This window comes from Reyranella sp. (assembly GCF_965227665.1).
Classification (GTDB): domain Bacteria; phylum Pseudomonadota; class Alphaproteobacteria; order Reyranellales; family Reyranellaceae; genus Reyranella.
In genome coordinates, this window is sequence record NZ_OZ245767.1 from 4,654,025 (window position 1) to 4,669,965 (window position 15,941).

Consider the following 15,941-nt stretch of genomic DNA (forward strand, 5'->3'; position numbering starts at 1 on the left):
TCATCCGCCCATGATCCAGATCAATCGGTGCTAGTTGCCTTCAGAAGCCTCCCGCTCGGCCTCGTCGAAGCTGGTCTTGATCATGAACCAGCAGAACAGGACGCCGAACAGCGAGAGACCGAGTCCGAAGGCGAGGATGCCGGAATCCTTCGCGGCGCCCGCCATGAAGAGGCCGAGCAGGCCCATCAGGGCGGCCATGGTTCCCATGATCCAGTAGGACATCATTTGCTCCTTGTGTCGTCGTCATCGAAAAGAATCCGGCCGGCAGCGCCGTCGGGATCGTCGTACTGCCCGTTGCGCAGGGCCCAGAGGAAGGCGGCGAGGGCGAGCAGGCCCAGGATCAGGGCCGCCGGCACCAGGACGAGCAGGCTGTCCATCAGGGCCTCCGTCCTTTGGCTCCGCCGATGCCGAGGCGCAGGGCATTGCCGATCACCAGCAGGGAGGACGAGGACATGGCCACCGCGGCAATCAGGGGCGTCACGTGGCCCAGGATCGCCAGCGGCACGGCGCCGAGATTGTAGAGGAGCGCGAGGGCGAGGTTCTGGCGGACGAGCCGGTCGGCGCGGCGCGCCACGTCCAGGATCTCCGCGACCGGTCCCAGCGCGTCGCCCTGGAAGACGGCGTCGGCGGCGGATTGCGTGGCCTCCGCGGCGGTGGTCGGCGAGAGGGAAGCGTGAGCGGCGGCGAGCGCCGGCGCATCGTTCAACCCGTCGCCCACCATGAGGACGCGCTTGCCCTGGGCAGCAAGCTCGGCGAGGCGCTGGGCCTTCTCTGCCGGTGTGACGCCGGAGCGCCACGTGGCGATGCCGGCAGCCGTTGCAGCATCGTCAACCGCGGCCTGCCGGTCGCCCGACAGGACTTCGACGGCAAGGCCTCTTCGGCGCAGGACGGCGATGGTCGCGGCGGCGTCCGGCCGCAGACGATCGGCGAAGGCAAAGCGTGCGCGCTCATGGTCCGGCCGCGACAGCCACAGTTCCGACCGTCCGTCGTCCAGCGGATCCGTGATGCCGCAGAAAGACGCCGACCCAAGTCGCATGCCGTCCTCGCCCTCAAGTCCCGCACCGGGATGTTCGATGACACCAGTGGCTGGTAAAGCCTCCGGAATGGCGCGCACGAGGGCGCGGGCCAGCGGATGGCGGGAGTTGAGCGCGAGCGAGGCGGCCAGCCGCCGGGTCTCGGGATCGTCCGGCGCCGCCACCAGTTCGGGCCGGCCGAGCGTCAGCGTGCCTGTCTTGTCGAAGACCACGTGGTCGACCTGCGCCAGGCGCTCCAGCGCCGTCGGCGACAGGAGCAGAATGCCCGACCGCAGCAGGCGCGTGCTGGCCACGACCTGGACGACCGGCACCGCCAGCGCCAGCGCGCAGGGACAGGTGATGATCAGGACGGCCGTGGAGATCAGCAGCGCACGGTCCCAGGCGAGGCCGGCCAGCAAGGTCCAGCCCAGGAAGGTCAGCAGGGCCGTGAGGTGGACAACGGGCGCATAGGCGCGTGCGACCCGGTCGGCGAGGGCCACGAAACGCGAGCGTCCGCGTTCGGCGGCTTCGACCAGGCGCACGATTTCCGAGAGCAGCGTGTTGTCGCCCGCAGCCGTCACCTTCACGCGCAGGGCCGCCCCGAGATTGATCGTGCCGGCGAAGGCCTTGACGCCGGGAAAGGCGGGCTGCGGTAGGCTCTCTCCCGTCACCAGGGACGCATCCAGAGAGGAGACGCCCTCGCTCACGATGCCGTCGGCGCCCAGCCGCTCGCCGGCGGCGACCAGCAGCACGTCACCGGGCACGAGAGCGTCGACGCGGCGCGAGGTCGTGCTGCCATCGGCACCGACCAGGGTGGCGCTGCGGCTGGACAGCGCCAGCAGCGCATGCACCGCCTGCCGGGCCCGCCCGCGCGCACGGCGGTCGAGATAGCGCCCGATCAGGAGGAAGAAGAGCAGGGTGATGGCCGAATCGAAATAGGCATGCTGCTCGCCGGCCCAGGCCTCGTGCAGGCTGACGATGCAGGCGAGCGTGACGCCGATCGAGATCGGCACGTCCATATTCGTGCGCCCGCCGCGAAGCGCGTTCAGGGCGGAGCGGAAGAAGGGCCGGCCGGCATAGGCGACGGCCGGAAGGGCGATGGCCGCCGACAGCCAGTGGAAGAGGGTGCGGGTGGCCTCGCCCATCGATCCGTCATGGCCCGCCCAGACGGCGACCGAGAGCAGCATCACGTTGGCCGCCGCAAAGCCCGCCACGGCCAGCGCGCGCAGCAACTCGCGGGTCTCGCGATCGTCGCCGGCCGCCGCGGCGATGGTGTCGTAGGGGGCCAGCCGGAAGCCGAGGGCGGCGACCAGGCCGGCATGTCCGTTGGCGTCGTCGACCGATCCCTGCCACGCCAGCGACAGGCGCCGGGTCGAGAGATGGACGCGCGCGCGGGTGACCGTGGGATTGCGCGCCAGCAGGCTCTCGATCAGCCAGACGCAGGCGGCGCAGTCGAGCCCGTCGACCAGAAGCTCCAGCGAGGCGCCCCCGTGCCCGTCGGGTTTGGCATAGGCGGCGAAGTCGATGTCGAGCGGTTCGGGCCGGTGAGCACGCGTCTGTTCGAGGCGGCGGTAGAAGGCACCGAGTCCGGCGGCGCCGATGATGGCGTGCGCGCTGGCGCAGCCCGGGCAACAGAACTGTGCGTCCGGCATCCCCCGCAGCGTCTCGCCGCAATGCGCGCAGGTCCGCGAGGCCGCGGGAGCGGAGACGGCGGAAGCGTAGAGGACCGCGTCGGTCACCTGAGGAACATCCGGCGCGTCTGCGCGAAGCGCTGGCCGCCCTGCTCGACGGAGATGTCGACGTCCCAGTTGCCGCGCGCCGGCAGGGCGACGTGACCGGCGTGACGGCCGATATCGACAGCCTCCATCGCAACGCCGACCACCGCGCCTTTCTCGGCCGGCCGCACCAGCGCCACGGCGACCTGCGCGCCGGCGAGTGGCCGGCCGGCACGATCGAACACGGCGATCTCGAGATCGTCGCTGCCGGGCCGCCAGATCGGCTCGACCCGCCAGCCGAGCGCATCGCGCGCCTGCTGGGCGGCGATGACCTCGTTGTAGTGCAGGCCGCGGTCGCGCGGCTTCGGCGTGTAGAGGCCGGAGAAGGATCCGACCGCTACCCCGATCATCGTCCCATTGACCGCGAAAACGATCGCGAACCCGGCGACGAAGAGCCAGGGGATGTAGCGGCCGCGTCCGACAGTGGTGGTGCTCATGGTGCTCTCCTCAGCGTCCCGGGCCGACGAAGACGGCGTCGTGCGACGCGCCCCGGCCGCCGGCCTCATCGCGCACGGTGAAGGTGATGGGCTTTGCGCCAGCCGGCGCCGCGGTGGCCGGCACCGTGACGAAGACACGGAAGGTGCCTACGGTGTCGGGCTGGACGGACAGAGTCGCGGTCGCGCCGCTGCCTTCGATGTCGGCCCCCACGAAGCCCAGCTGCGCCGACGGCAGCCCGTCGATCTCGAGGTGGACATGCTGGGGCGTGCGGCGCTTGTTCAGCACCTTGACCGCGTAGGAGTTGCGGATGTCGCCGTTGGACAGGCGCACGAAGTTCGGGTTGCGGTCGCGCTGGACGGTGAGTTCAGTATCGGCGCGCAGCGCGAAGACCACCAGCATGACCGCGGCGACGACGCTCAGCAGGCCGGCGTAGAGCAGGGTGCGCGGCCGCACGGGCCGCCACGGCACGGCGGCGGCACCGGTCTCCTTCGCCTGCTGCGCGGCGAGCGTATCCCAGCGGATCAGGCCGGTCGGACGCCCGACCTTGTCCATCGTCTGCGTGCAGGCGTCGATGCACAGGCCGCAGCCGATGCACTCGATCTGCTGGCCGTCACGGATGTCGATGCCCGTCGGGCAGACGGCGACGCACAGATTGCAGTCGATGCAATCCCCGCGGCCGGCCCAGCTGTCGCCGGCCTTGTGCTTGCCCCGCTTTTCGCCGCGCCACTTCTGATAGGTGACGATCAGGCTCTGCTCGTCGAGCATCGCGGCCTGGAAGCGCGGCCACGGGCACATATAGGTGCAGACCTGCTCGCGCGCCCAGCCGGCCAGGACATAGGTCGTGGCGGTGAACAGGCCGATGAAGGTGTAGACTTCCATCGACGCCTCGCCGCGGAAGATCTTCACCAGCGTGGTCGGAGCGTCGACATAGTAGAAGACCCAGGCGCCGCCGGTGGCCGCGGCGATGGCCAGCCACGCGCTGTGCTTCAGGGTCTTGCGCAGGGCCTTGGCGGCCGACATCGGCTGGCGGTCGAGCCGCATGCGCTCGTTGCGGTCGCCCTCGATCAGCCGCTCGACCCACATGAAGAGGTCGGTCCACACGGTCTGCGGGCAGGTGAAGCCGCACCAGACGCGTCCGAACAGCGACGAGGCGAAGAACAGGCCGAACGCGCCCAGGATCAGGAAGCCCGTGACGAAGTAGACTTCCTGCGGCCAGATGACGACGTCGAAGAACCAGCCGCGACGATGGTCGAGATCGATCAGGATCGCCTGCGAGGGCGCGCCGGGGCCGCGATCCCAGCGCAGCCAGGGCACCACGTAGTAGAGGCCGAGAAGCACGACCAGCGTGGCCCACTTGATCTGCCGCCACTTCCCGGAGACCGCGCGCGGATAGACCCTGGCGCGCGGGGCGTAAAGCGGCGGCGGCTCCGGCGTCGGCGGCCGTGGCGGGGCCCTGTCGGACTGGCGGGCGGGGGAAGCCATCGTTCGACCCACATCACCCCTAGCGGTCGCCGCCCAGCGCGTGGACGTAGACCGCCAGCATCTTCATGGTCGCCTCGTCGAGGCGGCCGCTCCACGCCGGCATGCTGCCGTTGCGGGCATAGAAGATGGAGCGATAGATCGCGTCGCGGCTGCCGCCATAGAGCCAGATCCCGTCGGAGAGGTTGGGCGCGCCCAGTTCCTGGTCGCCCTTGCCGCCGGCCTTGTGACAGGCGACGCACTGCTCCTCGAAGATCTTCGCGCCCTCGGGCGTGGCCTTCGCCTTACCCGACAGGCTGAGCACGTAGTCGGTCACGGCCGCCACCTGCGCGCCGGTCAGCAGCCCGTCGACGCCGAACCGCGGCATCATCGACTGGCGGGACTTGTCGTCGGCGTTGCGGATGCCGTGCTCGATGGTGGCGTAGATCTGGTCGATGCTGCCGCCCCAGATCCAGTCGTCGTCGACCAGGTTGGGGAAGCCCGTGCTGCCACCGCCGCCGGCGCCATGGCACTGCATGCAGTTGGTCTGGAAGGCCGACCGGCCGCCCGCCATGGCGAAGTTGAACAGCTCCGGATCCTTGCGGATGTCGGCGAGCGACGCGGCGCGGATGCGGTCGACGAAGCTCGCGCGTTCCTTGGCCTGCGCGCTAAGCTCCTGGCGCAGCTCGGCGCGGCTGGAATAGCCCAGCAGCCCGTCGGTATGGCCGGTGAGCCACGGCCAGGACGGGTACAGGGCGCAGTAGACGACGGCAAACGCGATGCAGGCGTAGAAGGTATAGACCCACCAGGTCGGCAGGGGCGTGTTCAGCTCCTTGACGCCGTCCCATTCATGGCCGGTCGTGTTCTGGCCCGACAGTGTGTCTTTCTCGATCTTGGTTGGCATGGCCAGTCCTTCAGCGGTCGTCGTCGAGGGGGATCCGGGCGTCTTTCTCGAAGCGCTTCTTGTTGCGTGGCCGCAGGGCCCAGAAGACGATCACGAGAAAGATGATGACGGCCCAGACCGTCCAGAAAGAGGCGAGGAATTCGTGCAGACTCTCGAGGGTCATGGCGGGCTCCTCTCTATTGCTTGAGGCGGTCGGGCGGGATGTCGCCGAACTGCACCAGCGTGCCCAGCATCTGCAGGTAGGCGACGAGCGCATCCATCTCAGTGACCGTCGTCGTCTCGCCGTTGAACTTGGCGACCGGAGCGCGGGGATAGCGCTTCTGCATGGCCGTCGGATCGCGGTCCGGATCGACCTGCGCCTCGAGATCGGCGCGTGCGTTGGCGATCATCTCGTCGGTGTAGGGCGTGCCGACATTGCGCAGCGTGCGGAGATGCTGGCCGATGTCGGAATAGTCGAGCGGGGTGCTGGCCAGGAAGGGATAGGCCGGCATCACGCTTTCGGGCACGACGGCGCGCGGCGAGGCGAGATGGGCGACGTGCCAGTCGTTCGAGTAGCGGCCGCCGACGCGCGCGAGATCGGGTCCCGTGCGCTTGGAGCCCCACTGGAAGGGCTTGTCGTACATGCTCTCGGCCGCGAGGCTGTAGTGGCCGTAGCGCTCGACCTCGTCCTTGAAGGGACGGATCTGCTGGCTATGGCAGAGATAGCAGCCTTCGCGGATGTAGATGTTGCGGCCCATCAGCTCGAGCGGCGTGTAGGGCCGCATGCCGTCGATGCGCTCGATGGTCGTCTCGACGGTGAACAGCGGGATGATCTGCACCAGGCCGCCGATCGATACCGTGATCAGCGTCAGGACCAGCATCAGGATGACGTTCTTCTCGATCGTCTCGTGGCGAATAAACATGGGACGCTCCTTACGCCGCGAGTGCCGGTTGGGTGGTTCGGGTGGCGAGCGTCTCCGTCTCGGTGCGGATGGTTCGCCACATGTTGTAGGCCATGATCAGCCCGCCGCTCAGGAAGCAGACGCCACCCAGCAGACGGATCAGGTAGAACGGATGCATGGCGGCGACGGTCTCGACGAACGAGTACTGGAGGAACCCGAGTTCGTCGTAGGCGCGCCACATCAGGCCCTGCATGATGCCGCTCACCCACATCGCCGTGATGTAGAGCACGATGCCGATGGTCGCGATCCAGTAGTGCCAGCTGATGAGGCGCGTCGACCACATGGCCGGCCGGTTCCACATCTTCGGGACCAGGTAGTAGAGCGTGCCGAACACGATGAAGGCGACCCAGCCCAGCGCGCCGGAATGGACGTGTCCGATCGTCCAGTCGGTGTAGTGGCTGAGCGAGTTGACCGCCTTGATCGACATGACCGGCCCCTCGAAGGTCGCCATGCCGTAGAAGCCGACGGCGGTCACCGAGAAGCGCAGGCCCGGATCGGTGCGGAGCTTGTCCCAGGCGCCCGACAGCGTCATCAGGCCGTTGATCATGCCGCCCCAACTCGGCATCCAAAGCATCACCGAGAAGGCCATGCCCAGGGTCTGGGCCCAGTCGGGCAGCGACGTGTAGTGCAGGTGATGCGGGCCGGCCCAGATGTAGAGGAACACCAGCGACCAGAAATGGATGATCGACAGCCGGTAGGAATAGACCGGCCGGTTCGCCGCCTTGGGGATGTAATAGTACATCATGCCGAGGAAGGCCGCGGTCAGGAAGAAGCCGACGGCGTTGTGGCCGTACCACCACTGGATCATCGCGTCCTGGACGCCCGACCAGGCGCCGTAGCTCTTGGTCCCGGTGACCGAGACCGGCAGGGCCAGGTTGTTGACGATGTGCAGCATCGCGATGGTGATGATGAAAGCGAGATAGAACCAGTTGGCCACGTAGATGTGCGGCTCCTCGCGCTTCATCACCGTGCCGAGATAGGCGATCAGGTAGGCCACCCAGACGATGGTGAGCCAGAGGTCCACGAACCATTCGGGCTCGGCGTACTCCTTGCTCTGCGTGATACCGAACAGGTAGCCGAGCGCCGCGGCGACGATGAAGAACTGGTAGCCCAGCAGGACGAACCAGCCGAGCGCCTCACCACCGAACAGCCGCGCGCGGCAGGTTCTCTGCACCACGTGGAAGGCGGTGCCGATCAGCGCCGTGCCGCCGAAGGCGAAAATGGCGGCTGAGGTGTGCAGCGGCCGCAGGCGTCCGAACGTGAGGTAGGGGCTGTCGAAGCTGAGCTGCGGCCAGACGAGCTGGGCCGCGATGACGACGCCGACCAGAAAGGCCGCGATGCCCCAGAACATGGTCAACACGACAGCCGCGCGGATCACGTCCTCGACGTAACGCGGCGCCGGCCGCTGGTCGGCTGTCAATACGGCTTGGCTCGGCATGCATACTCCCCGGATAATCGGGGCGAACCTAGGAGGCCTCGCGGACGGCTCCCTTGATTTGGGTCAAGGCTCCCGCGCCGAGCGGCGGATCACAATGCCGCATGCAACCTGAATGTGAGGCGTCATGAGCGAGACCATTGCGGTGTTTCCGACGCCCCGGCCCCTCATCCGGCGCGTTCCCGTGGATCGTCCCTGGACCTGGCTCGCCGCTGGCTGGCGCGACATGGTGGCCGCGCCCCGTGCCAGTCTCTCCTATGGCCTCGTGCCGGTGGCCGCCGGCTGGCTGGCCATCGTCCTCATGATGCGCTTCGATCTACCTTATCTTGTGCTGCCTCTCAGTGCCGGCTTCTTCTATGTCGGCCCTTTCATCGCCACCGGCCTGTATGAGATCAGCCGCCGGCTGGAGGCGGGACAGCCGGTGGACGGACGGTCCACCTTGATGGCGTGGCGGCGCAATCCGGAGCAGATCGCGCTCATGGGCGTGCTTCTCCTGCTCTTTCATCTGGCCTGGATGAGACTGGCGCAGCTTCTCTTCGCCCTCTTCGAGTTTCGCACCGTCCCCTCCTGGGATCGCTTTCTCGACCTCGTCTGGACGACCTCGAAGAGCCTGCCGTTCCTGGCGCTGGGCATCGGTCTCGGCGCCTTCCTGGCAGCCATCGCCTTCGCGATCGGCGCCTTCTCGATTCCCTATCTCCTGGACCGGCGGAACTCGAACATGTTCGAGGCGATCGCGACTTCGGTGGCGGCCACTCGTCTCAATTTCCGGCCGATGCTCCTGTGGGCGGGGCTGATCGTCTTCCTGACCGGTGTCGGCATGATTCCGGGACTGCTGGGGCTGGTCGTGACGCTGCCGCTGGTCGCGCATGCCACCTGGCATGCCTACCGCGACGTCATCAGGTTCGAGCCGGAGCCCGCCGAGGGTGCGTCACTTTCACAGCGGACCCTACGTAGTATCCCTTAGTGCAAAGCCCAGATGGCCGCGGGAGGCGCAAGCTCGTATCGAAAGGGCACTGCGGCGCTGGCTGCAGATGCCAGATCGTTCGAGGGAGAGGGGCATGGTCAAGCAACGGAAGCCGATGACTCCCGAAGAGTTCGTCCAGGATGTCGGCGGGATCGCGCTCTGGCTGTTCGCAGCAATTCTGGTCGTGCTGGCTCTGGCCACGTTTCTGGAGACGCTTGCGACCTCATGAGGTCGTGGTCGACGTCACGCTTACAGGCCGCTGCAACGCCGGAATCCTGGCGATAAACGAAACAAACGAAATAAACGAAACAAACGAAGCCGGTGTCGCAGCTCCCGAATCAGGGGGCGTGGCGCCGGTTGACCGGTCGGTTCTGCCCGCCGTCAGGTCAGAAAAGCCTGCTTCAGAGGCTGCTAGAGCCGCTGGCTGGCCAATGCGAGCATGACCAGGGCGTTGCCCGCGAGGAGAGGCGGGCTTATCCACCTCGCGACGGTCTTTAGCTGGCGGCGCATGATCAGTCCGCCCCAGCCGACGGCGACGAGCGCCGGCACGGTGCCGAGGGTGAAGCACGCCATGGCGATTGCCCCCGACACGACGGATCCGGTCCCGGCTGCCGCCGCTAGGGCGCCGTAGAGCAGCCCACAGGGCAGGAAGCCCAGGATGACACCCAACCCGTACCGCGCGACAGGCGTGTGCGAGGCGGAGAGGGGACCGGCGAGGCGCGCCACCAGGTTCGTCGCGGGTGAAGCGGCGTTGATGGCCATGCCAAGAGCCTGGGCCGCCAGCAGGCCGGCGGCCGCGATCAGGAGGATCGCCGACAGCCAGCCGAACATTTCCAGCGAGGCAAACACGGCCGTGACGCCGCCGGCCACGGCGCCCAGCGCCGTATAGGTGGTGAAGCGGCCCAGATGATAGGGCGTGAGCAGGGCGCCGGTCAGCCGGTGCCACTCGCCATAGGGTCGATCGCCCGGCTGCTCGGCCGAGGCCATCACCTGGCCCAGCACGAACGGGCCGCACATGCCCACGCAATGCACGAGGCTGCCCGCAAGCCCGGCCAGGAACAGTGCGGCCGGCAGGCCGAGCGGCATCGATGCGGCAGCCATGAGGCCGTCGCCGCACATCGCGAAGAAACGGGAGATGATGTCCATCGACGGCAATGGACCACGAATTTTCCCGGTGGCGATTGACCTGCGTCAAGGTCGCGCCCGTCGCGGCCGATGAGGATCGACGAACTTTCAGGAGGATGCCCATGGCCTACAAGACGATTCTCGTTCACTGCGATGCGAGCCCGAAGGTGGGCCAGAGGCTGACCGTGGCGGCGGAACTGGCGGAGCGCTATGGCGCCCATCTGATCGGCATGCACGCCCGTCCGCCGCTCGAAGCGCCGATCTTCTTCGAGGGCGGCGTCGCCATGGATTCCCTGTTCGCCAGCTATGAGGCCAGCGCCGACGCCGACCAGGCCGCCGCCCTCAAGGCCTTCGAGAAGGCCGTAAAGGAGCGCCGGGTTCCGTCGCATGAATGGCGGGTGACCGACGGCTTCATCGATTCCGAGCTCGTCATCCAGGCGCGCTACACGGACCTTCTCGTCCTCGGTCAGACGGACCCCGATGCGCAGACGCCGACCCCCTCCGATCTGCCCGAGGCCGTCGTCCTGGCCAGCGGCCGGCCGACCTTGGTCGTGCCGCATATCGGCGTGCGCGGGCCGATCGGCGAGTCGGTTCTGCTCTGCTGGAACGCCAGCCGCGAGAGCGCGCGGGCGGCGGCCGATGCCCTGCCGTTCCTGCGCATGGCCAAGAAGGTCGTCATCCTCGTGGTCGACCCAAGGACGTCGCCCGATGGGCATGGTGCGGAACCGGGCGCCGATGTGGCGCTCTGGCTGACGCGCCACGGGGTGAAGGTGACGGTGCAGCGCGACGTCGCCGCCGACAGCGATGTGGGCGGCGTCATCCTGTCGCGGGCCGCCGATATCGGCAGCGACCTCATCGTGATGGGGGTCTACGGCCACTCGCGGGTGCGCGAGATGGTGCTGGGCGGCGTCAGCCGCACGCTCCTGTCCAGCATGACCATCCCCGTGCTGATCTCGCACTGATGGACGCCACCACCATCGCGGCGTACGACCGGTCGGTTCCTCGTTACACGAGCTATCCGACGGCGGCGCAGTTCCATGGCGCCGTGGGCGCCGTGGAGCACAAGGCATGGCTCGCAGACCTCGCGCGCGACTGCCCGACGGTCTATCTCCATGTCCCCTTCTGCAAACGTCTGTGCTGGTACTGTGCCTGCCACACGGCGGCGATGAACCGTTCGGAGTCGCTTGCCGCCTATGCACGTGCCCTGATGAAGGAGATCGATCTCGTCGCCGAGGCCGTTCCCGGCATGATGGTCGGCCAGATACAGTGGGGCGGTGGGACGCCGTCGCAGCTGGGGGCGACGAACCTGGTCGCGGTGGCAAAGCGGCTGGCGGCGCGGTTTGACCGGCGCAGCGGTTCGGAAACCTCGATGGAGGTGGATCCGCGCTTCTGTGACGAGGAATTCGTCGCGACGATGCGCGAGATTGGCGTCGATCGCGTGAGCTTCGGTGTGCAGGATTTCGATCTCGACGTGCAGAAGGCGATCAACCGACTGCAGTCGATCGAGGATACGGCTTCTGCCATGTCGAGAATCCGGGGCGCCGGTATCGGCCGCATCAACATCGATCTCGTCTATGGCCTGCCGAAACAGACGCCGGAGACACTGGCACGCACGCTAGATGCCGCGCTCGACCTGGCGCCGGACCGCTTTGCCGTCTTCGCCTACGCGCATGTGCCATGGATGAAGGCGCGCCAGCGCCTGATCGAAACCGAAAGCCTCCCGGGCGCGGAAGCGCGCGCTGCGATGGCCAATCTCGTGGCGGAACGCCTGGTCGAGGGCGGCTACAAGCGGATCGGCCTCGATCACTATGCGCGGCCGAACGATGCGCTTTCGACCGCGGCCGACCGCGGCCGGCTGCGTCGCAGTTTCCAGGGCTATGTTGCGGTCGACCAGCCGTCGGTCGTCGGCCTCGGCGCCTCGGCAATCTCGAGCCTGCCGCGCGGCTACACCCAGAACATCGCCGATCCGGGGCGCTACCAGTCGATGATCGAGGCCGGATGCTTCGCCTCGGCCCGGGGACTGGAGCTTACCGATGCCGACCGGCTGCGGGGCGAGATCATCGAGAAGCTGATGTGCAGTTTCTCGGTCGACCTCGACGACGTCTGCCGCCGGCACGGCGCTTCGGCCCGATCGTTCGTCTCGGAGGTCGCGGCACTGCCCCAGCTGGTGAGCGACGGGCTGGTCCAGCGCGACGGCGAGAAACTGCAGGTCACCGAGCGCGGGCGCCCGCTGGTGCGCTTCGTCTGTGCGGCGTTCGACGCCCACCTCGCGCATGCCGATGGCCGGCATTCACGCGGAATCTGAAGAAGGAATCGTCATGAGCACTTATCAAATGGTTTCGCGCCACGTGGAGGCCGCCCTGGCGGAGGGCGCGGGGAAGGGGATCGCCGGCGATGTGGTCGCCCGCTGCCTGCTCTCCGAAGCGATCCGCATTTTCAGGCTCGGTCGCTCGAACGACGACATTGCGGCAGAGCTCACCGCGGCGATCGACAATCTCGACGAAGACGCACCGCTCTCGTTCATAAGGCCCTGATTGGCGTGCCACTGGCACGTCGGCGCATGCTATAAGGCTCGCTGTCATGGTGATGCGCCGATGAGCCGGATGCCCCGATGAGCGACTCCTCGATCGCGCTTGCGCTCGAGGCGGCGGAAGCGCGCCTGCGGTCCATCCTGCAGACCGTGCCCGACGCCATGATCATCATCGACGAGCGGGGCCACATCGAATCGCTCAGCACGACCGCGGAGCGCCTGTTCGGCTACGACGCCGACGAGGCCTGTGGCTGCAACATCAGCCTCCTGATGCCGTCGCCCTATCGCGAGCAGCACGACGCCTATATCGAGCGCTACCTCAAGACCGGTGAGCGCCGGATCATCGGCATCGGCCGCATCGTGGTGGGCCAGCGCAAGGACGGGACGACCTTCCCGATGCATCTCACGGTGGGTGAGCTGCACACCGGCGAGCGCCATCACTTCACGGGCTTCATCCGCGACCTGACCGACCAGCAGCTCACCGAGGACCGGCTGAAGGAGCTCCAGTCGGAAGTGACGCACATGTCGCGGTTCACGGCGCTGGGCGAGATGGCCTCGACGCTCGCGCACGAAATCAACCAGCCGCTGACGGCCATCAGCAACTATCTCAAGGGCTCGCGCCGCCTGCTCGACCGCATGGAGGGCGAGAACGTCGAGATGCTGCGGGACGCCGTCTCGAAGGCGGCCGACCAAGCCCTGCGCGCCGGCCAGATCATTCGTCGCCTGCGCGAATTCGTGGCCCGCGGCGAAAGCGAGCGGCGGATCGAGAGTCTTCCGAAGCTGATCGAGGATGCCAGCACGCTGGCGCTGGTCGGTGCGCGGGAACACGGTATTGCGGTCACGTTCAGGCTCGATCCCGCCGCCGATCTCGTGCTGGCCGACCGCATCCAGATCCAGCAGGTGCTGGTCAACCTGATGCGCAACGCCATCGACGCGATGAGCGAGGGCGGCGCGGTCCGCCGGCTCGACATCGCCACGGCCACCGGACCTGAGGACCAGGTCGAGGTCACCGTGGCGGACACCGGGTCGGGCCTTGCGCCGGAAGTGGTGCGGCAGCTCTTCCAGCCCTTCGTCACGACCAAGCGCAAGGGCATGGGGCTCGGCCTGTCGATCTGCCGCACGATCGTCGAGGCGCATGGCGGCAAGATCTGGGTGAACTCGCCTCCGGAGGGCGGCACGATCTTCCACTTCACCCTGCGCGCGGCGGCACACGATCGGGAGAACGAGGATGCCTAGCCAGGTCGTTCACGTGATCGACGACGATGTCGACGTCCGGCAGTCGCTCGCCTTCCTGCTCAGCACGGCCGGCCTCGCCGTGCGCGTGCACGAGTCCGCGGTCGCATTCCTAAAGGCCCTGCCGGACGCTCAGCCGGGTTGCGTGGTCACCGATATCCGCATGCCCGAGATGGACGGGCTGGAGCTGCAGCGGCGCCTGGTCGCGCAGAAGGCCGGCTTTCCCGTGATCGTCATGACCGGCCATGGCGACGTGCCCATGGCGGTGGAGGCCATGAAGGCGGGCGCCGTCGACTTCATCGAGAAGCCATTCGACGACGAGACCCTTCTCTCCGCGATCAGGTCTGCCCTCGACAGCCATTCCCGCAACCGCGAGCGCGAGGACCGGATCCTGGCGATCCGCAAGCGCCTCGACGCCCTGTCCGGGCGCGAGCGCGACGTGCTGCGGGGGCTCGCGGCCGGCAAGGCGAACAAGGTGATCGCCTACGACCTCGGCATCAGCGCGCGTACAGTGGAGGTCTATCGCGCCAACGTGATGACCAAGATGCAGGCCGACAGCCTTTCCGAACTGGTGCGCATGGTCCTCATGGCCGAGGGAGAATCCTAGCATTTGCGCTGGATCAACGCGGGCCCGCTTGCGGTGGGCGACGTTGGTGCATGTCGAAGGATTCCGATGCCATCCTGCTCGTCGATGACGACGCCGCCGTGCGCCACTCGCTCAAGTTCTCGCTCGAACTCGAGGGCTTCGACGTGCGCCTCTATCCCACGCCGGAGGCATTGCTGCAGGAGCACGACCTGCCGGCCGGCGGTTGTCTCGTCATCGACTACAGGATGCCGGAAATCGACGGGCTGGAACTCGTCGAACGGCTGCGCGCGCGCGGCGTCAACCTGCCAGTCTTCCTCATCAGCGGTCGGGTGACGCGCTCCCTGCGCGCCCGGGCATCGAGCCTTGGCATCGAAACCGTGCTGGAGAAGCCCCTGTCCGATCTGGCCGCCAGGCTCAGGCCCGTGCTCGATGCCCGGCCGTGACGGTCATGCATCCATGCCGGCGACGATCCTCGGCTTCGTGCTCCGTTCGTCGGGGCGCCATCAGGCGGCGCTCGCCGTCCTGTCGGTTCTGGTCTTCCTGCTGAGCGCAGCGCCGCTGGAGCTTCAGCGGCGGGTGATCAACGTTCTGGTGGATCGCGGGGCGTTCGAGACCGTGTTGTGGCTGGCCGCCGCCTATGTCGGTGTGGTGCTCTCCGAACAGAGCCTGAAACTCTGCCTCAACGTCTATCGCGGCTGGGTCGCGGAGGATTCGGTTCGCCGCCTGCGCAGCCTGGTCGGCCAGTATGCCGATCGCGCCACCCGGGACGTGAGCGGCGAGGAGGCCGGCGTCGAGATCGCGATGGTGCTCGAGGAGGCCGAGCCCATCGGTGGCTTCACCGGCGTCAGCCTTTCCGAGCCGTTGCTCCAGGGGGGCGTGCTCACGAGCGTGATCATCTACACGCTCTATCTCGACTGGCGCATGGCGCTCCTGGGCCTCGCGTTCTTCCTGCCGCAGGTCGTCTTCGTGCCCCTGCTGCAGCGGGCCATCAACCGCCGGGCCCAGTCGCGCATCCTGGTCAAGCGCGGCATCAGCGGCGGGCTGGTAAGCCGCATTTCCAGGCGGGGCGCCGGCTCCGACAGCCGCATCGGCTGGGGTTGGACGCAGGATCCGATCGAGCGTGTTTTCACGCTGAACATGGGCATCTACAGGATCAAGTTCACGATGAACCTGCTGATGAACATGATGCATCACCTGGCCGTCGGCTCCGCCCTCTGCTTCGGTGGCTGGCAGGTGCTGCAGGGAAGGATCGAGGTCGGGACGGTCGTGGCGGTGGTGGCGGGGCTCGGCAAGCTCAACGACCCCTGGGGAGACATCGTGAACTGGGCTCGCGAACTCGCCGTCGTGGGGGTCAAGTACCGACTGTTCGCGGGGGTGCTGGAAGGCCTTGTGACTCCGGCGGACGCGCGGCCGGCTACGTAGAATCCCTTAGTTCAAGACCCAAATGGTCGGCCGCCCGCCCGGGCCCTATCCCTGTGTCCATCAAAGACACCCAGCCGGGAGCCAGCCATGCATACGAACTCAGTAATTTCTGCCCGT

18 protein-coding genes and 1 pseudogene are annotated in these 15,941 nt (G+C 67.5%); 9 read left to right on the plus strand and 10 right to left on the minus strand.

Features of this window, described 5'->3' with window-relative positions:
* Positions 1–30 precede the first annotated feature (30 nt).
* The 9 genes from ACO07I_RS22425 to ccoN are packed head-to-tail and all read right to left on the minus strand — an operon-like array spanning position 31 to position 7,967.
* A complete protein-coding gene (locus ACO07I_RS22425) occupies positions 31–222 on the minus strand; it encodes a hypothetical protein (RefSeq protein ID WP_422011285.1) in 192 nt (63 codons plus the stop codon).
* Positions 222–377, minus strand: a complete 156-nt coding sequence (gene ccoS, locus ACO07I_RS22430) for a cbb3-type cytochrome oxidase assembly protein CcoS (RefSeq protein ID WP_295137193.1) — start codon at positions 375–377, stop codon at positions 222–224. The genes ACO07I_RS22425 and ccoS overlap by 1 nt, the downstream gene beginning before the upstream one ends.
* Positions 377–2,752: a copper-translocating P-type ATPase gene (locus tag ACO07I_RS22435; RefSeq protein ID WP_422011287.1), complete on the minus strand. Its 2,376-nt coding sequence runs from the start codon at positions 2,750–2,752 to the stop codon at positions 377–379. Before ACO07I_RS22435 ends, ccoS begins: the two co-directional genes overlap by 1 nt.
* Positions 2,749–3,225 carry a FixH family protein gene (locus tag ACO07I_RS22440; protein WP_422011289.1) on the minus strand — a complete coding sequence of 159 codons (477 nt, stop codon included), beginning with the start codon at positions 3,223–3,225 and terminating at the stop codon, positions 2,749–2,751. The genes ACO07I_RS22435 and ACO07I_RS22440 overlap by 4 nt, the downstream gene beginning before the upstream one ends.
* A 10-nt stretch (positions 3,226–3,235) precedes the next feature.
* On the minus strand, positions 3,236–4,708 hold the full coding sequence (gene ccoG / locus ACO07I_RS22445) for a cytochrome c oxidase accessory protein CcoG (RefSeq protein WP_422011291.1): 1,473 nt from the start codon (positions 4,706–4,708) through the stop codon (positions 3,236–3,238).
* A 19-nt stretch (positions 4,709–4,727) separates the two neighbouring features.
* Positions 4,728–5,588 (minus strand): cytochrome-c oxidase, cbb3-type subunit III, encoded by an 861-nt coding sequence (ccoP, locus tag ACO07I_RS22450; RefSeq protein WP_422011293.1) that lies wholly within the window; start codon positions 5,586–5,588, stop codon positions 4,728–4,730.
* A gap of 10 nt (positions 5,589–5,598) precedes the next feature.
* Positions 5,599–5,751: a cbb3-type cytochrome oxidase subunit 3 gene (locus ACO07I_RS22455; RefSeq protein WP_422011295.1), complete on the minus strand. Its 153-nt coding sequence runs from the start codon at positions 5,749–5,751 to the stop codon at positions 5,599–5,601.
* Between the two features lie 13 nt (positions 5,752–5,764).
* On the minus strand, positions 5,765–6,490 hold the full coding sequence (ccoO, locus tag ACO07I_RS22460; RefSeq protein WP_422011297.1) for a cytochrome-c oxidase, cbb3-type subunit II: 726 nt from the start codon (positions 6,488–6,490) through the stop codon (positions 5,765–5,767).
* A gap of 10 nt (positions 6,491–6,500) precedes the next feature.
* Positions 6,501–7,967 (minus strand): cytochrome-c oxidase, cbb3-type subunit I, encoded by a 1,467-nt coding sequence (ccoN, locus tag ACO07I_RS22465; RefSeq protein WP_422011299.1) that lies wholly within the window; start codon positions 7,965–7,967, stop codon positions 6,501–6,503.
* Positions 7,968–8,091: 124 nt separating this feature from the next.
* On the opposite strand from ccoN, the gene ACO07I_RS22470 reads away from it, so the two are divergent.
* Together ACO07I_RS22470 and ACO07I_RS22475 are read left to right on the plus strand one after the other, a co-directional pair.
* Positions 8,092–8,928 carry a DUF2189 domain-containing protein gene (locus ACO07I_RS22470; protein ID WP_422011301.1) on the plus strand — a complete coding sequence of 279 codons (837 nt, stop codon included), beginning with the start codon at positions 8,092–8,094 and terminating at the stop codon, positions 8,926–8,928.
* Positions 8,929–9,022: 94 nt separating this feature from the next.
* Complete coding sequence (locus ACO07I_RS22475; RefSeq protein ID WP_422011303.1) at positions 9,023–9,157, plus strand: hypothetical protein; 135 nt, start codon at positions 9,023–9,025, stop codon at positions 9,155–9,157.
* 182 nt (positions 9,158–9,339) lie between these two features.
* On the opposite strand, the gene ACO07I_RS22480 is transcribed toward ACO07I_RS22475, so the two are convergent.
* Positions 9,340–10,074, minus strand: a complete 735-nt coding sequence (locus tag ACO07I_RS22480) for a sulfite exporter TauE/SafE family protein (protein ID WP_422011305.1) — start codon at positions 10,072–10,074, stop codon at positions 9,340–9,342.
* A 101-nt stretch (positions 10,075–10,175) separates the two neighbouring features.
* On the opposite strand from ACO07I_RS22480, the gene ACO07I_RS22485 reads away from it, so the two are divergent.
* The 7 genes and pseudogenes from ACO07I_RS22485 (at position 10,176) to ACO07I_RS22515 (ending at position 15,824) form a co-directional block, all read left to right on the plus strand.
* Positions 10,176–11,015 carry a universal stress protein gene (locus tag ACO07I_RS22485; protein ID WP_422011307.1) on the plus strand — a complete coding sequence of 280 codons (840 nt, stop codon included), beginning with the start codon at positions 10,176–10,178 and terminating at the stop codon, positions 11,013–11,015.
* Positions 11,015–12,358: an oxygen-independent coproporphyrinogen III oxidase gene (hemN, locus tag ACO07I_RS22490; RefSeq protein ID WP_422011309.1), complete on the plus strand. Its 1,344-nt coding sequence runs from the start codon at positions 11,015–11,017 to the stop codon at positions 12,356–12,358. The genes ACO07I_RS22485 and hemN overlap by 1 nt, the downstream gene beginning before the upstream one ends.
* A complete protein-coding gene (locus ACO07I_RS22495; RefSeq protein ID WP_422011311.1) occupies positions 12,333–12,587 on the plus strand; it encodes a hypothetical protein in 255 nt (84 codons plus the stop codon). Before hemN ends, ACO07I_RS22495 begins: the two co-directional genes overlap by 26 nt.
* A gap of 101 nt (positions 12,588–12,688) precedes the next feature.
* Positions 12,689–13,819, plus strand: a pseudogene (locus tag ACO07I_RS22500) (two-component system sensor histidine kinase NtrB); the annotation flags it as partial.
* Positions 13,812–14,423, plus strand: coding sequence for a response regulator FixJ (gene fixJ, locus ACO07I_RS22505; protein WP_422011313.1), 612 nt, complete (start codon positions 13,812–13,814; stop codon positions 14,421–14,423). The pseudogene ACO07I_RS22500 and the gene fixJ, both read left to right, overlap by 8 nt.
* A 50-nt stretch (positions 14,424–14,473) precedes the next feature.
* Complete coding sequence (locus ACO07I_RS22510; RefSeq protein WP_422011315.1) at positions 14,474–14,845, plus strand: response regulator transcription factor; 372 nt, start codon at positions 14,474–14,476, stop codon at positions 14,843–14,845.
* Between the two features lie 13 nt (positions 14,846–14,858).
* Positions 14,859–15,824: an ABC transporter ATP-binding protein gene (locus ACO07I_RS22515; RefSeq protein ID WP_422011317.1), complete on the plus strand. Its 966-nt coding sequence runs from the start codon at positions 14,859–14,861 to the stop codon at positions 15,822–15,824.
* Positions 15,825–15,941 lie beyond the last annotated feature (117 nt).

Bases quoted from the DNA above. Each gene is read 5' to 3' on its own strand.
- ACO07I_RS22425 (WP_422011285.1), bottom strand. From the start codon at position 222: ATGTCCTACTGGATCATGGGAACCATGGCCGCCCTGATGGGCCTGCTC.
- ccoS (WP_295137193.1), bottom strand. From the start codon at position 377: ATGGACAGCCTGCTCGTCCTGGTGCCGGCGGCCCTGATCCTGGGCCTG.
- ACO07I_RS22440 (WP_422011289.1), bottom strand. From the start codon at position 3,225: ATGAGCACCACCACTGTCGGACGCGGCCGCTACATCCCCTGGCTCTTC.
- ccoG (WP_422011291.1), bottom strand. From the start codon at position 4,708: ATGGCTTCCCCCGCCCGCCAGTCCGACAGGGCCCCGCCACGGCCGCCG.
- ccoP (WP_422011293.1), bottom strand. From the start codon at position 5,588: ATGCCAACCAAGATCGAGAAAGACACACTGTCGGGCCAGAACACGACC.
- ACO07I_RS22455 (WP_422011295.1), bottom strand. From the start codon at position 5,751: ATGACCCTCGAGAGTCTGCACGAATTCCTCGCCTCTTTCTGGACGGTC.
- ccoO (WP_422011297.1), bottom strand. From the start codon at position 6,490: ATGTTTATTCGCCACGAGACGATCGAGAAGAACGTCATCCTGATGCTG.
- ccoN (WP_422011299.1), bottom strand. From the start codon at position 7,967: ATGCCGAGCCAAGCCGTATTGACAGCCGACCAGCGGCCGGCGCCGCGT.
- ACO07I_RS22470 (WP_422011301.1), top strand. From the start codon at position 8,092: ATGAGCGAGACCATTGCGGTGTTTCCGACGCCCCGGCCCCTCATCCGG.
- ACO07I_RS22475 (WP_422011303.1), top strand. From the start codon at position 9,023: ATGGTCAAGCAACGGAAGCCGATGACTCCCGAAGAGTTCGTCCAGGAT.
- ACO07I_RS22480 (WP_422011305.1), bottom strand. From the start codon at position 10,074: ATGGACATCATCTCCCGTTTCTTCGCGATGTGCGGCGACGGCCTCATG.
- ACO07I_RS22485 (WP_422011307.1), top strand. From the start codon at position 10,176: ATGGCCTACAAGACGATTCTCGTTCACTGCGATGCGAGCCCGAAGGTG.
- hemN (WP_422011309.1), top strand. From the start codon at position 11,015: ATGGACGCCACCACCATCGCGGCGTACGACCGGTCGGTTCCTCGTTAC.
- ACO07I_RS22495 (WP_422011311.1), top strand. From the start codon at position 12,333: ATGGCCGGCATTCACGCGGAATCTGAAGAAGGAATCGTCATGAGCACT.
- fixJ (WP_422011313.1), top strand. From the start codon at position 13,812: ATGCCTAGCCAGGTCGTTCACGTGATCGACGACGATGTCGACGTCCGG.
- ACO07I_RS22510 (WP_422011315.1), top strand. From the start codon at position 14,474: ATGTCGAAGGATTCCGATGCCATCCTGCTCGTCGATGACGACGCCGCC.
- ACO07I_RS22515 (WP_422011317.1), top strand. From the start codon at position 14,859: ATGCCGGCGACGATCCTCGGCTTCGTGCTCCGTTCGTCGGGGCGCCAT.